Genomic DNA, 13,478 nt, shown 5'->3' with positions numbered 1-13,478 from the left:
CTCAGTCTTCCTTCGTCTTGGGCGGCGCGTCAGTCGCCTCGGCCCCGATCTCTTTCGCGGTGCGCAGCATCACGTTGATGCCGGCGGCCAGGCCCAGCAGCACGAAGATGACGAGAAAGATCGGCATCGTCCCCAGGACCGTGTCCAGCCCGTATCCGATGCCGAAGCCGATCAGTAGACCGGCCACCAGTTCCGTCACCATGCGCCAGGCCATGTTGGCCATGGAATAGTGTTCGTCCGTCCTGGGCTTGGGATCCTGCGCCTTGCGCGCCGCCGCCAGTCGCTGCTCCAGCGCCTGCATCCGGTCCCGCGTCTCGTCGTCGACCACCAAAAGCCCCTTTCAGACGGGCGGACCCTATGCCGGGGGCACGAGGATAGTCAAGACGAGGAAAGGGGCCTGCAAGGCGTTGATTCCGTGTATAATTTTCACGGCCTCGGGTTCCATGGAGCCCGCTGCGGAATTTCGCCTTATTCAACCAAGGCGTTGAGTATCATCTGAGGACGCTTGACCGCCCTGCCCCGCAGTGCCACGACACCGGACCATGACGGACCGCTTGGATCAGGTATTTGCCGCGCTCGCGGACCCCACCCGCCGGGCGATCCTGTCGCTGCTGCTGGAAGATGACATGGCGGTCACGGACGTGGCCGCTCCATTCGACATTTCGTTGGCTGCGGTGTCCAAACATCTTGCAACACTGAGCCGCGCCGGCCTGATCGTGCAGGAACGGCGCGGTCGCGTCGTCTGGTGCAAGCTGGATCCCGTTGCGCTCGCCGACGCGAGCACATGGATGCAGGGGTTCGGACAGTTCGAACCGGTCCACCTGGATGCGTTCGAACGCTATCTGGCCGAGCAATTCAGGGGTGACGTGGACCGGGCGGGAGAATAACCGCGCTCACGGAGTGTCACAGAACGAATTGAACGATCGCGACGACGATGACGACAAGTCCGACGAGATAGATGATCTGGTTCACGGCTGGCGCTCTCTTTTGGGTCAGTCTGCGACGAAACGCCGCCGGGCCGACGCGGTTCCCCAAGCATCGTGGCTCGAAAAAGAAAAAGCACCCGGGCGTGGGTGCTTTTTCCAACTGCTGTCAAGATTGTCCGCCGCGAGTGCGCCGATTTAGGAACCGGGGGTAACCGTTGGGGTCGTGGTCGTGCTGGAGCTGTCGTTCGCGATGATCGCGATCAGCGCGGCGAAAGCGATCGCGCCGCCGACGACAACGCCGCTCTCGGCGCCGCCAAGGCCAGCGAAACCCTGGGGACCGCTCGAGTTCGGCGCCAGCAGGACGGTTTGATCGTCATCGGCATCCTGGGCGAAGACGGGCTGGGCGATGAGAAGTGCGGCGGTCAGGCCAACTGCAAGTTTCTTGATGGACATGGAATGATCCCCTTGATGTCGAGATAAACGGGTTATCCAAGGCTATAAGTCTGGCCAGAATACGACGCAAGGCCTCAATATTCGCAGGTGCAGAATAGGCACAATTTGGTCACCCTTCCTGCCACTTCCAACGAGCATCGGCGAAAACCTGCCTTCGCTCAGCCGAATTTCTTGACCGAACTCAGCGGCTCACCACGCGCGGCTTATCTCTTTGAGATAGGATAGTAACGCCTGCACTTTCGCCGTTCTGTGCAGGTCTACATGGGTGACCAGCCACAGCGGAACGGCCCAATCCGGCTGTGACGGCGCCACCTGCACGAGCCCACCAATCTCGTTTGCACAAATTTCGGGCAGGAATCCCAAACCGGCACCGGCGATGATCGCGTCCCGGCTGACCCGGTCGTCCGTGGCGCGGAATCGCCTGTTTTCCTTCGGAATGTGGGTGGTGAGCCAGCGATGCCACGGGGCGCGCATCGATTCGTCGTCATGGGCGACAAAGGTGTGGTTCTGCAGGTCTGCCTGCGATTCGGGCATGCCAAAGCGCGCGATGTAGGATTCGGATCCGTAGATCGCGTAATTCTGGTGCCCGAATTTCTGCGCGACATTGTCGGGCTCCTCGGGGGCGGCACCAGCGCGGATCGCGACATGTGCTTCGCCGTACTCGAGCCGGTAGACCCGTTCATCCGTCAGCGACCGCACCACGAGCTTCGGATGCTGCAACTGAAAATCGACCAGGGCCGGCGTAATCAGGTAGGAAAACGAACCGAGGGACGTGACGATCAGCTCGCCCTCGACCCCGTCGCCATGCCCCTTGATCCGGCTGACGAGCTGGGCGAACTGGTCATCGGTCGCCTGCGCGACCTGTAGCATATCCATCCCCGCCTCGGTCGCGGTATAGCCGCGGGCATGGCGTTGGAAGAGTTTGACCCCCAACGCGGCTTCCAATGCGTCCACGTGCCGGATCACCGTCGCATGGTGGACGCCAAGCGCCTCGGCCGCGCCCGACACCGTGCCGAGCCGTGCGACGTGATAGGCAGTTCTGATTTCGTCCCAGGCCGTGATGGTCATCTGTGCGTCCGCGAACCCATATCCCGGAACGCACCATATGGGTTTCCCTGTGCAGGGTAAATCGCGGGTTTGCGGATGCCTGCGCTTCGCACCGGAACCGCGCGGTTCCGCCGCATGTTGTGACGCCGAAGCCGAAACCGGGAAAGGATCGCACCATGACACCCACGACCCGCAATATCGCCCTGGCCGCCGCCGCCATCGCCCTGCCCGCCGCCCTGGCCGCCGCTGCCGGGCCCGACCGCATGCGCCGCCTGCCCGCACGGGTGCGCGACGTGTTGCACGACGACAGCGTCGAGGGTCAGCTGAAACGCCTCGAGTCCCGGCTGACCGATCTTGGCGACGATCTGGATTTCCACAGCACACGCAGTGACCGCATGGCCGATATCGGCCGGATCGCTGCCATCGCCGGCGCCGTGCTGCTGGTCCCGGCTGCGCTGACGGCGTGGATGAACCGTGGCCGCATCGCCGACACGGCCCGCCGCTACCGCAGCACCGGCGAGACCCCCGGCGGCGGTTTCGCCGATGACCTGGCCGATCTCGAAGACGACATCGAGGAACAGCGCGAAGACGCCTTTGAGGCCGTCACCGGCGCGGCGCAGGGCATGCGCGACTGATCCCGCGTCGCCCGCGCGGGTTGACAGCGCGCGCGGGCTTCTGCATACGCCCCGACGTATTCCGGAAGTCCCGTCACTTCCGGTCCCCCCGGCTTGCGGGGGGATCGCCTCCCACCAGCGCGTTGCGCCCGTGGGAGCGTTTGTCGTTTGGCCGGTCGGACCTTATCTGCGGGGATAGGTTCGCAAGACATTGAAAGGATCTCGCATGTTCGAGAATCTGTCAGAGCGCCTTGGCGGCGTCTTCGACCGGCTGACCAAGCAGGGTGCGCTGAGCGAGGACGACGTCAAGACCGCCCTGCGCGAGGTGCGCGTGGCCCTGCTGGAGGCGGACGTTTCGCTGCCCGTGGCCCGCGATTTCGTGAAGGCCGTGCAGGCCAAGGCCACCGGGTCCGCGGTGACGAAGTCGGTCACCCCGGGCCAGCAGGTCATCAAGATCGTCCATGACGAGCTGAAGCACGTGCTCGCGGGCGACGACCCCGAGCCCGGCAAACTGCGCATCGACAATGCCCCCGCCCCCATCCTGATGGTGGGCCTTCAGGGGTCGGGCAAGACCACGACCACCGCGAAGCTTGCCAAGCGCCTGCACGAGCGCGAGCGCAAGCGCGTGCTCATGGCCTCGCTCGACACCAACCGCCCCGCCGCCATGGAACAGCTCCAGGTGCTGGGCCAGCAGATCGGCGTCGACACCCTGCCCATCGTGAAGGGCGAGACGCCGGTGCAGATCGCCAAGCGCGCCAAGCAGCAGGCGACGCTGGGCGGCTACGACGTCTACATGCTCGACACCGCGGGCCGGCTGCATATCGACGCCGAGCTCATCGCCCAGGCCGCCGAGGTGCGCGACGTCGCCAACCCGCGCGAGACGCTGCTGGTGGTGGACGGCCTCACCGGCCAGGACGCCGTGAACGTCGCGACCGAGTTCGACGACAAGATCGGTGTCTCGGGCGTGGTCCTCACCCGGATGGACGGCGACGGTCGCGGCGGCGCGGCGCTCTCCATGCGCGCGGTCACCGGCAAGCCCATCAAGTTCGTGGGCCTGGGCGAAAAGATGGACGCGCTGGAGACCTTCGAGCCCGAGCGCATCGCCGGCCGCATCCTCGGCATGGGCGACATCGTCGCGCTGGTCGAGAAGGCGCAGCAGACGCTCGAGGCCGAGCAGGCCGAGCGCATGATGAAGCGATTCCAGAAAGGTCAGTTCAACATGAACGACCTGCGCCAACAGCTTGAACAGATGATCAAGATGGGCGGCATGGAAGGAATGATGGGCATGATGCCCGGCATGGGCAAGATGGCCAAGCAGGTGCAGGACGCGGGCTTCGACGACAAGATCCTGACCCGCCAGATCGCGCTGATCCAGTCCATGACAAAGAAGGAACGCGCGAACCCGCAGATCCTCCAGGCCAGCCGCAAGAAGCGGATCGCCAAGGGCGCGGGGCTCGAGGTCAGCGACCTCAACAAACTTCTCAAGATGCACCGCCAGATGGCTGATATGATGAAGAAAATGGGCAAGGGCGGCATGCTGAAAAAGGCCATGGCCGGCATGTTCGGCAAGGGCGGACCCAGCGAGGAGCAGATGGCCGAGGCGCAATCCCAGCTCGGCAAGATGGGTGGCCCCGGCGGCATAGGCGGCATGGGCGGCAATCCCTTCGGCGGCGCGGGCGGCCTGCCCCCCGGCCTTTCAGGCTTCGGGAAGAAGAAATGAGACTGCGCCGCGATCTCCAGACCCGCGACGACGCCATCCGCCTGCGCCCCGCGGCGCGCGGCGCTGTCGTCATGGGTGTGATGGATCACTGATGTCGCTGCACGCCCATATCACCGGTCCCACCCTCACGACCGAACGGCTGACCCTGCGCCAGCCGGTCATGGACGATTTCGGGCCCTTCGCCGCGTACTACGGGTCGGACGATGCCGGCTGGGTCGGCGGACCGCTCGACGACCGGACGGCGTATCGCTGGTTCTCGGCCATGGCCGGGCACTGGACTCTGAAGGGCTATGGCTGGTTCTGGGTCGATGAGCGCGCCAGCGGCGCCAGCGTCGGTTTCGTCGGGCCGCATTTCCCGCCGCATGTGGACGACATGGAAATCGGCTGGGTCATCTACCCGCAGGCGCAGGGACGCGGTTTCGGGCACGAGGCCGCGATCGCCGCGCGTGACTGGACGGTGAAGACCCTCGGCCCCGAACGGCTGGTCAGCTATATCGACCCCGGCAATGCCCCTTCGAAGGCCCTGGCGCGCAAGCTGGGCGCCACGACCGATGGCACCCGCGCCGCGCATGACGCCGGGTGCGAGGTCTGGCAGCACCCGCTGGAGGCCGCATGATCCCGATGGACTGGATATACGGCCTGCTGGGCGGGCTGATGATCGGCATCGCGGCCGCCATCTACCTGCTGGGTGACGGGCGCATCATGGGTGCCTCGGGCGTCATCGCGGGCTTGTGGCAAAGCGTGGGCTCGACCGTCTGGCAAGGCCGGGCGCTGTTCGTTGTCGGCCTGGTGGGGGCGCCCGCCATCGCCGCCTGGGCCATGGGCGGGGCCGAGACCAACGCCACCACCAACCCGGTCCTGCTGGTTCTGGCGGGCCTCTTGGTGGGCTACGGCACACGGCTGGGCAACGGCTGCACGTCGGGTCACGGGGTCTGCGGAATGTCGCGCCTCAGCCCCCGGGGGATCGCCGCCACCGTCACCTTCGTCGCGGTCGGCGTCGTCGTCATGGCCGTGGGCCGTCACGTCCTGGGGGTGATCTGATGCGCGCCGCGATCTCGCTTCTTTCGGGCGCCCTGTTCGGGCTGGGCCTCCTGGTGTCGGGCATGACCGACACCGCGAAGGTGCAGGGCTTCCTCGACCTGTTCGGCGCTTGGGACCCGACGCTGGCCTTCGTGATGGGCGGCGCGATCTTGCCCATGGCCGTCGCGTGGGTCGTCGCCGGGCGCCGCCGCCTGTCGCTGACGGGTGAGCCCCTGCCCGCGCGTCCCGCCGCGATCATCAACGGGCGGCTGCTGGGGGGCGCGGCCCTTTTCGGCGCCGGGTGGGCGCTCGTCGGTCTCTGCCCCGGTCCCGCCATAGCGTCGCTGTCCTTCGGCGGCTGGCCGGGCCTCGTCTTCTTCGCGTCGATGGTGCTGGGCATGATCGGCTTCCAGTGGCGCGACGCGCGCAAGGGGCTGGCGGCATGACCTCGACGCGCCCCACCGATACCGAACGCGCCGCCGAGCTGCTGGCCAAGCACCGCGCCAGCATCGACCGGCTGGACGCGATCCTCATCTACACCTTGGGCGAGCGGTTCAAGCACACCCAGGACGTGGGCCATCTGAAGGCCCAGCACGACCTTCCCCCGAGCGACCCGGACCGCGAGGCCCGGCAAATCGCACGGCTGGAATCCTTGGCGAAAGAGGCGGATCTGGACCCCGATTTCGCGAAGAAACTTCTGGCTTTCGTCATTGCGGAAGTCATCCAACACCACAAGAAAATCTCAGGAGACCACTGATATGGCCATGAAAATCCGTCTTGCCCGTGGCGGCAGCAAGAAGCGCCCCCACTACTCCATCGTCGCGGCCGACAGCCGTTACGCCCGCGATGGCCGCTTCGTCGAGAAGCTGGGCACCTACAACCCGCTGCTGCCCAAGGACAGCGAGGACCGCGTCAAGATGAACGCCGAGCGCATCCAGTACTGGCTGGATCAGGGCGCGCAGCCCACCGACCGCATCCAGCGATTCCTCGAGGCCGCCGGCCTGCGCGAGAAGAAAGAGCGCGCCAACATGAAGAAGGCCCAGCCCGGCAAGAAGGCGCAGGAGCGCGCGCAGGAGAAGGCCGACAAGGCCGCTGCCGCCGCCGAGGCGCCCGCCGCGGCCGATGCCGAATGATCCTTGGACCGGGGGCGGTTCACACCGCCCCCATCCCTTCCCCGGAGTGATCCATGGGTGAACGTGTCTGCGTCGGTGCGATCGCGGGCGCCTTCGGCGTGCGCGGGGACGTGCGGCTGAAAAGCTTCTGCGCCGAGCCCGACGCCATCGGCGACTATTCTCCGCTGACCACCGAGGACGGATCGCGCAGCTTCGACGTGACGCTCGACCGCCCGATCAAGAACGGCTTCGCCGCCCGCATCTCAGGCGTCACCAGCAAGGAGGCCGCCGAGAGCTTGAAGGGCACGCGGCTTTACATTCCGCGCGACAGGCTCCCGGCCCCGGACGACGACGAATACTACCACGCCGATCTGATCAACCTTTCGGTGGTCGATACCGGCGGCACCGCGCTTGGCCGGGTGAAGGCCGTGCTGAACCACGGCGCGTCGGACCTGCTGGAAATCGCGCTGAAGGGCCGGTCGGATACCGTGCTGCTGCCCTTCACGCGGCAGGCGGTGCCCACGGTGGACGTGACGGCGGGCCGCATCGTCGCCGACCCGCCCGACGGGCTGTTCCCCGATGAATGATGCCCCCAGCCGGTCCCACGGTCGGGTCAGCGTCACGGCCTCGCGCCGCCCGTCCGAGCTGATGGGCGAACGCCCGGTGTTGAAGGATGCCTGGCACGCCCGCGTCGTGACCCTGTTCCCCGATGTCTTTCCCGGCGTGCTGGGGGCGTCGCTGACCGGCCGCGCGTTGCAGGAAGGGGTGTGGCAGCTTCACCCCGTGGACCTGCGCCCCTTCGGCGAGGGCCGCCACCGCAACGTGGACGACACGCCCGCGGGCGGCGGCGCGGGCATGGTGCTGCGCGCCGACGTGGTCGACCGCGCGCTGCGCCACGCCATGCGCGGGGCGCCCATGGACCGGGCCGCCTGGCCCATCGTCTATCTCAGCCCGCGCGGCAAACCCTTCGACCAGGCCACCGCCCGCCGCTGGTCCGCGGCACGGGGCCTCACGATGCTCTGCGGCCGGTTCGAGGGCGTGGACCAGCGGGTGCTGGACGAATGGGAAATCGAGGAGGTCAGCCTTGGCGATTTCGTCCTGACCGGGGGCGAGATCGCAGCGCAGGCCATGATCGACGCCACGGTGCGCCTGCTGCCCGGCGTGCTGGGCAACGAGGCCAGCACCGAGGAGGAGAGCTTCGCGCGCGGCCTGCTCGAGGCGCCCCATTACACCCGTCCCGCAACCTGGAACAGGCGCGACATCCCCGCGGTCCTGACCTCGGGCCACCACGGCCGCGTGGCCGCTTGGCGGCACTCCGAGGCCGAGCGCCTGACCCGCGAACGGCGTCCGGATCTCTGGGCCGCGTACCTTGCGAACAAGGGCGATGACGACGCCTGAGCGGGCTTGATCCCACGACCCACTGCCCCTATACCGCGCCTGTCTGCGGCTCGGATCGAGTCGTCGGGCCTGTTGTCCTGTGGCTCCGGCACCTTCGGCCGATGCGGGTTCCAGGGGGACAGTTCGGAAAGGAAAGCGGCCTGACCTCTGGCGGGCATCGCGCGGGCCGATACCGCGCCATGGACCCGGGACGAAGACCAGAGCTCTCGCGCAGCGCATATCTTCGCGGAAAAACCGCGGGCACATCATGAAGGAGCGTTTCGGATGGATCTGATCGCACAACTCGAAGCCGAGCAAGTCGCCGAGCTTGGCAAGGACATTCCCGATTTCAAGGCGGGTGACACCATCCGCGTCGGCTATAAGGTGACGGAAGGCACGCGGACCCGCGTGCAGGCCTACGAAGGCGTCTGCATCAGCCGCAAGAACGGCGCCGGCATCGCGGGCAGCTTCACCGTTCGCAAGATCAGCTTCGGCGAAGGCGTCGAGCGCGTGTTCCCACTGCACTCGACCAATATCGACAGCATCACCGTGGTGCGTCGCGGCAAGGTTCGCCGGTCGAAGCTGTATTACCTGCGTGCGCGTCGCGGCAAATCCGCCCGTATCGCCGAGGTCACCAACTATCGCGCCCCCAAGGGCCGCGGCGCCGAAGCCTGAGGAGCAGCCCCATGAAAAAGAACACCCATCCCGACTATCACGTCATCGACGTCAAGATGACCAACGGCGACGTGGTCCAGATGCGCTCGACCTGGGGCAGCGAAGGCGACCAGCTGGCGCTGGACATCGACCCCTCGGTGCACCCGGCCTGGACCGGCGGCTCGACCCGCCTGATGGACACCGGCGGCCGCGTGTCGAAGTTCAAGAAGAAGTACGAAGGCCTGGGCTTCTGAGCCTTTCGCCTTTTCGAGATTACGACGCCGCCCCCGACCGGGGCGGCGTTTTTCGTTGCGGCCCCGTGGCAGCGCGGGGCAATCGGGCATCATTAACGCAACGATGGTGCCTCCCCGCGCCCCGCATCGCTTCCAACGGGCGGCGGGCGCCCATATAGTCGCGCCAAACCGGGACAACCGGACGACGGGCACGGGCAAGGGGCGGACATGGCGCATATTATCGTTGTGGGGAACGAAAAGGGCGGGTCGGGCAAGTCCACGACCTCGATGCACGTGGCCACCGCCCTGGTTCGCATGGGGCACCGGGTCGGCGCGCTGGACCTCGACCTGCGGCAACAGAGCTTGGGTCGCTACGTCGAAAACCGCCTGGCCTATATCGCGAAGTCGGGTGTCGACCTGCCCTCCCCCAGCTTTCGCCAGTTGCCCGACATCGCGCAGGACGCGCTGGAGCCGGGCGAGAACATACACGATCGGCGTCTCTCGGCCGCCGTGGCGGGGCTCGAGGAGGACGTGGACTTCATCCTGATCGACTGCCCCGGTTCGCACACCCGCCTGAGCCAGGTGGCCCATTCGCTGGCCGACACGCTGATCACGCCGCTCAACGACAGTTTCGTCGATTTCGACCTGCTGGCCCGGGTGGACGGCACCACAAACAAGATCCTCGGCCCGTCGGTCTACTCGGAAATGGTCTGGAACGCCCGCCAGTTGCGGGCGCGGGCCGGGCTGAAGCCCATCGACTGGATCGTGGTGCGCAACCGCGTGGGCGCGCAGCAGATGCACAACAAAAAGAAGATGGGCGAGGCGCTGACGAACCTCGCCAAGCGCATCGGCTTCCGCGTGGCCCCCGGCTTTTCCGAGCGCGTGATCTTCCGCGAGCTGTTTCCCCGCGGCCTGACGCTGCTGGACCTGCGCGATGTCGGCGTGGGCGGCATGAACCTGTCCAACGTCGCCGCCCGGCAGGAGGTGCGCGACCTTTTGAAGGCGCTGGACCTGCCGGGCGTCGAGATCGACTTCTAGCGTCCGCGCAGCGGCCAGATCCGCTGCAAAATTGCCGCCGGGCCGGACCGCTCGCCCTTGTCGGGGCTGCGGCCCAGGCTTTCCTGCTCGATTAACGGCACGAAGCTGTGGGCCCCCTTGGCCGAGGTCACGTCCTTCGACCAGGCCCTGTGACGGTCGACCCGCGAGAACCGCCGGTCACGTGCGATCTGGGACTGCGCCCGGAGCAGGACCGCCGATGCCGTGATGCCGGCGAAGGTCAGCCACAGGAAGAACTGGCGGAAGTTGCTGTGCGGCACCCTCGACAGGGCGGTTGCCCGTGGGCCTTCGAAGGGCAGGATCATCGGTCCCTGGCGCACCGCGTCGCGGCCCCACAGGGCGATCCGTTTCGCGATGCGGGTCGCCAGCCGCGGGTGGCTCAGCCGCTGACCGGCCAGCGAAACGATGGGGCCATAGCGGCCCTCCAGCTCGGTCTCGGGCAGGACGCGGCGCAGCGCCTCGCTATCGGATTCGCCGCGGCGCAGTGGAATGACGGTATAGCCGAAAATCAGATCGGCCTTGGCCGACACCATGGCATCCGGCGCCAGCAAGGGGACGATCAGCGCGTGAACGGCCTGGCCGTACAACATCATCGGCCGCCGCATGGCGAAGGAGGTGTCGATCTGCGCGCGGATCGAAACCTCGCGCGCCAGCCCGGTATCGCGAGCGGGTTCGAAATTGACGACCGAAACGGTTGCGGGCGGCGCGTTCCGCAACGCCAGTTTCCGCGCCGCGGCATCCTGCGCCGCGTAGTATCCCGTGATCAGGTAGCCAAACAGGCTGAGACACGTCGCGAGAATGGCGAGATGCGGAATGGAGGGTCGTCGAAGGGCGGTGGTAAATGACACCGGAAATGGCCTGCCGTGCTTGGAACCTGCCGTGATGTAACGCGGCAAAGCGGCCAAGATATGGCATTCGGTGCCTTTAAGGTTAATCCACGTCCCAGAGCTCGGGATCGTCGACGGCGCCGATCGCGGTCCAATCGGCCCGCACGCGCGCCAGGCGCGAGTCGCCCCAGGTCTTGAAGACGATGGAAAAACCCTCCGGCGTCACCCGTTGCGCCGAGATATCGGCCCGCATGTTCGTCGCGCTGTCGATGTCCCACAGCGCCACCGACACCATGACGTGCGGCGCCTCGAGGAAGGGCTCGACGAAGACGACCGGCTGGGTCACTTCGCGCGGCCCCTCGCCCGTCCACATGGGACCGCTATGCGCGAAATCCGAGAATAGCATCTTCTGTCCGGACTGAATGCCGATGCTATGGAGTGAAAAGCGCCTCATCCGCGGGATCGCGACAACGGGGCGACGGGCGGGCCACGGTGGCGTGGCCCGCGACGCTCGCCGCTTACAGCGACGGCTGCTTGGGAGACAGGCCGATATGTTCGCCCATGGCGACCATGTCAGACAGCAGCTTGGCCGCGTCGTCCACGGGGCCGGGCTGGTTGTCGAACTGGTCCTTGGCCTTGGCGTGGGCCTTCGCTGCCTCTTCGACCATGCGGTCGATCGTCTCTTGCGTGACCTCGTCACGAGGAAGGCTTTCCTCGGCCAGGACCGATACGCCCTCGGCGCCGATCTCGGCGAAGCCGCCGGTCACCACGAATTCAACGGTGCCGTCGGGGCCCTCAGCGTGCAGAACGCCCGGACGCAGCGTGGTCAGGGTCGGCGCATGATCGGGCATGGCGGTCATGTCGCCTTCGGTGGCCGGAAGGCGCACGGCCGTGACCTGCATTGAGGCCACGCGCCGCTCGGGGCTGACCAGGTCGAATTTCAAAGTATCGGCCATGTCTCGTCCTCTGTGTCAGATGGCGGAGCCGGCCGGAACCGGCCCCCGCAGGATCAGGCGTCGGAGGCCATCTTCTCGGCCTTGGCTTTCACGTCGTCGATGCCGCCGACCATATAGAAGGCGCCTTCGGGCAGGTGATCGTATTCGCCGTTCACCACCGCCTTGAAGGACGAGATGGTTTCTTCCAGCGGCACCTGCACGCCATCGGACCCGGTGAACACCTTGGCCACGTCGAAGGGCTGCGACAGGAAACGCTGGATCTTCCGGGCACGGGCGACGGTCAGCTTGTCGTCTTCCGAAAGCTCGTCCATGCCGAGAATGGCGATGATGTCCTGGAGCGATTTGTAGCGCTGCAGGATACCCTGCACGTCACGCGCAACATTGTAGTGCTCTTCGCCGACGACACCGGGATCGAGGATCCGGCTGGTCGAGTCGAGCGGGTCCACGGCCGGGTAGATGCCCAGCTCGGAGATCGAGCGCGACAGCACGGTGGTGGCGTCGAGGTGGGCGAAGGTCGTGGCCGGCGCGGGGTCGGTCAGGTCGTCCGCAGGCACGTACACGGCCTGGATCGAGGTGATCGAGCCAGCCTTGGTCGAGGTGATCCGCTCCTGCATGGCGCCCATATCGGTGGCCAGCGTCGGCTGGTAGCCCACGGCCGAAGGGATACGGCCCAGAAGCGCCGACACCTCGGAGCCCGCCTGGGTAAAGCGGAAGATGTTGTCGACGAAGAACAGAACGTCGGTGCCCGACTGGTCGCGGAACTGCTCGGCCAGGGTGAGGCCCGACAGGGCGACGCGCATGCGGGCCCCCGGCGGCTCGTTCATCTGGCCGTAGACCAGGGCCACCTGCGATTCCGACAGGTTGTCGGGCTTGATGACGTTCGATTCCACCATCTCGTGGTAAAGGTCGTTGCCCTCGCGCGTCCGCTCGCCCACGCCGGCGAACACCGAATAGCCCGAGTGCACCTTGGCGATGTTGTTGATCAGTTCCATGATCAGAACGGTCTTGCCCACGCCGGCGCCGCCGAACAGGCCGATCTTGCCGCCCTTGGAATACGGCGCCAGCAGGTCGATGACCTTGATGCCGGTCACCAGGATGTCCGAGCTGGTGGACTGCGCGGCAAATTCGGGGGCCGGCTGGTGGATGGCGCGGGTCTCGGTCGCATCGACCGGGCCGCCTTCATCCACCGGCTCGCCGATGACGTTCAGGATGCGGCCCAGGGTCGCGTCGCCAACGGGCATCATGATCGGGCTTTCGGTGTCGACCACCTCGGCCCCGCGCACGAGACCCTCGGTGCCGTCCATTGCGATGGTACGGACAGTGCTTTCGCCGAGGTGCTGGGCGACTTCCAGGACCAGGCGCTTGCCGTTGTTGTCGGTTTCCAGCGCGTTCAGGATTTCGGGCAGGTGATCGTCGAACTGGACGTCGACGACGGCGCCGATGACCTGGGTCACTTTGCCTTTTGCTTGTGCCATTTTTGGTT

General features: G+C 66.5%; 20 protein-coding genes. 13 read left to right on the top strand and 7 right to left on the bottom strand.

The window, feature by feature from the left end:
• Position 1: 1 nt before the first annotated feature.
• Positions 2–301, bottom strand: coding sequence for an AtpZ/AtpI family protein (locus BMX96_RS01470; RefSeq protein ID WP_407944649.1), 300 nt, complete (start codon positions 299–301; stop codon positions 2–4).
• Positions 302–542: 241 nt separating this feature from the next.
• Here BMX96_RS01470 and BMX96_RS01465 point away from each other — a divergent pair, with 241 nt between their 5' ends.
• Positions 543–887: an ArsR/SmtB family transcription factor gene (locus BMX96_RS01465; protein WP_091843481.1), complete on the top strand. Its 345-nt coding sequence runs from the start codon at positions 543–545 to the stop codon at positions 885–887.
• A gap of 234 nt (positions 888–1,121) precedes the next feature.
• On the opposite strand, the gene BMX96_RS01460 is transcribed toward BMX96_RS01465, so the two are convergent.
• Both BMX96_RS01460 and BMX96_RS01455 read right to left on the bottom strand, forming a co-directional pair.
• Complete coding sequence (locus tag BMX96_RS01460) at positions 1,122–1,379, bottom strand: hypothetical protein (protein WP_091843478.1); 258 nt, start codon at positions 1,377–1,379, stop codon at positions 1,122–1,124.
• A 189-nt stretch (positions 1,380–1,568) separates the two neighbouring features.
• On the bottom strand, positions 1,569–2,441 hold the full coding sequence (locus tag BMX96_RS01455) for a LysR family transcriptional regulator (RefSeq protein ID WP_091844372.1): 873 nt from the start codon (positions 2,439–2,441) through the stop codon (positions 1,569–1,571).
• A 161-nt stretch (positions 2,442–2,602) separates the two neighbouring features.
• On the opposite strand from BMX96_RS01455, the gene BMX96_RS01450 reads away from it, so the two are divergent.
• From BMX96_RS01450 to BMX96_RS01395, 12 genes are all read left to right on the top strand, one after another.
• Positions 2,603–3,061 (top strand): Trp biosynthesis-associated membrane protein, encoded by a 459-nt coding sequence (locus tag BMX96_RS01450; RefSeq protein WP_091843475.1) that lies wholly within the window; start codon positions 2,603–2,605, stop codon positions 3,059–3,061.
• Positions 3,062–3,266: 205 nt separating this feature from the next.
• Entirely contained in the window at positions 3,267–4,760 is a 1,494-nt protein-coding gene (gene ffh, locus BMX96_RS01445) for a signal recognition particle protein (RefSeq protein WP_091843473.1), read from the top strand.
• A 91-nt stretch (positions 4,761–4,851) separates the two neighbouring features.
• On the top strand, positions 4,852–5,376 hold the full coding sequence (locus BMX96_RS01440) for a GNAT family N-acetyltransferase (RefSeq protein WP_091843470.1): 525 nt from the start codon (positions 4,852–4,854) through the stop codon (positions 5,374–5,376).
• Positions 5,373–5,801 (top strand): YeeE/YedE family protein, encoded by a 429-nt coding sequence (locus BMX96_RS01435; RefSeq protein ID WP_073128711.1) that lies wholly within the window; start codon positions 5,373–5,375, stop codon positions 5,799–5,801. The genes BMX96_RS01440 and BMX96_RS01435 overlap by 4 nt, the downstream gene beginning before the upstream one ends.
• Positions 5,801–6,226: a DUF6691 family protein gene (locus tag BMX96_RS01430; protein ID WP_091843467.1), complete on the top strand. Its 426-nt coding sequence runs from the start codon at positions 5,801–5,803 to the stop codon at positions 6,224–6,226. Before BMX96_RS01435 ends, BMX96_RS01430 begins: the two co-directional genes overlap by 1 nt.
• Positions 6,223–6,537 carry a chorismate mutase gene (locus BMX96_RS01425; RefSeq protein WP_073128709.1) on the top strand — a complete coding sequence of 105 codons (315 nt, stop codon included), beginning with the start codon at positions 6,223–6,225 and terminating at the stop codon, positions 6,535–6,537. The genes BMX96_RS01430 and BMX96_RS01425 overlap by 4 nt, the downstream gene beginning before the upstream one ends.
• Position 6,538: 1 nt before the next feature.
• Complete coding sequence (gene rpsP / locus BMX96_RS01420) at positions 6,539–6,913, top strand: 30S ribosomal protein S16 (protein ID WP_073128708.1); 375 nt, start codon at positions 6,539–6,541, stop codon at positions 6,911–6,913.
• 53 nt (positions 6,914–6,966) lie between these two features.
• Entirely contained in the window at positions 6,967–7,479 is a 513-nt protein-coding gene (rimM, locus tag BMX96_RS01415) for a ribosome maturation factor RimM (protein ID WP_073128707.1), read from the top strand.
• Entirely contained in the window at positions 7,472–8,290 is an 819-nt protein-coding gene (gene trmD, locus BMX96_RS01410; protein WP_091843465.1) for a tRNA (guanosine(37)-N1)-methyltransferase TrmD, read from the top strand. Before rimM ends, trmD begins: the two co-directional genes overlap by 8 nt.
• 264 nt (positions 8,291–8,554) lie before the next feature.
• On the top strand, positions 8,555–8,944 hold the full coding sequence (gene rplS, locus BMX96_RS01405) for a 50S ribosomal protein L19 (protein WP_073128705.1): 390 nt from the start codon (positions 8,555–8,557) through the stop codon (positions 8,942–8,944).
• A gap of 11 nt (positions 8,945–8,955) precedes the next feature.
• Positions 8,956–9,177 (top strand): 50S ribosomal protein L31, encoded by a 222-nt coding sequence (gene rpmE, locus BMX96_RS01400; RefSeq protein ID WP_073128704.1) that lies wholly within the window; start codon positions 8,956–8,958, stop codon positions 9,175–9,177.
• 207 nt (positions 9,178–9,384) lie between these two features.
• Positions 9,385–10,194, top strand: coding sequence for a division plane positioning ATPase MipZ (locus BMX96_RS01395; protein WP_091843461.1), 810 nt, complete (start codon positions 9,385–9,387; stop codon positions 10,192–10,194).
• Here BMX96_RS01395 and BMX96_RS01390 read toward each other — a convergent pair.
• The 4 genes from BMX96_RS01390 to atpD form a co-directional block, all read right to left on the bottom strand.
• Positions 10,191–11,060, bottom strand: coding sequence for a hypothetical protein (locus BMX96_RS01390; protein ID WP_139209917.1), 870 nt, complete (start codon positions 11,058–11,060; stop codon positions 10,191–10,193). The genes BMX96_RS01395 and BMX96_RS01390 overlap by 4 nt on opposite strands.
• Positions 11,061–11,142: 82 nt before the next feature.
• Positions 11,143–11,445: an H-type lectin domain-containing protein gene (locus BMX96_RS01385; RefSeq protein ID WP_236736918.1), complete on the bottom strand. Its 303-nt coding sequence runs from the start codon at positions 11,443–11,445 to the stop codon at positions 11,143–11,145.
• Between the two features lie 112 nt (positions 11,446–11,557).
• Complete coding sequence (locus tag BMX96_RS01380) at positions 11,558–11,995, bottom strand: F0F1 ATP synthase subunit epsilon (protein ID WP_091843451.1); 438 nt, start codon at positions 11,993–11,995, stop codon at positions 11,558–11,560.
• Between the two features lie 53 nt (positions 11,996–12,048).
• Positions 12,049–13,470: a F0F1 ATP synthase subunit beta gene (atpD, locus tag BMX96_RS01375; RefSeq protein ID WP_091843447.1), complete on the bottom strand. Its 1,422-nt coding sequence runs from the start codon at positions 13,468–13,470 to the stop codon at positions 12,049–12,051.
• Positions 13,471–13,478: the final 8 nt, after the last annotated feature.

This window comes from Palleronia pelagia (genome assembly GCF_900110115.1).
Taxonomy (GTDB): Bacteria; Pseudomonadota; Alphaproteobacteria; order Rhodobacterales; family Rhodobacteraceae; genus Palleronia; species Palleronia pelagia.
The sequence above is the reverse complement of the archived record's forward strand: the minus strand, read 5'-3'. Positions and strand labels throughout refer to the sequence as shown.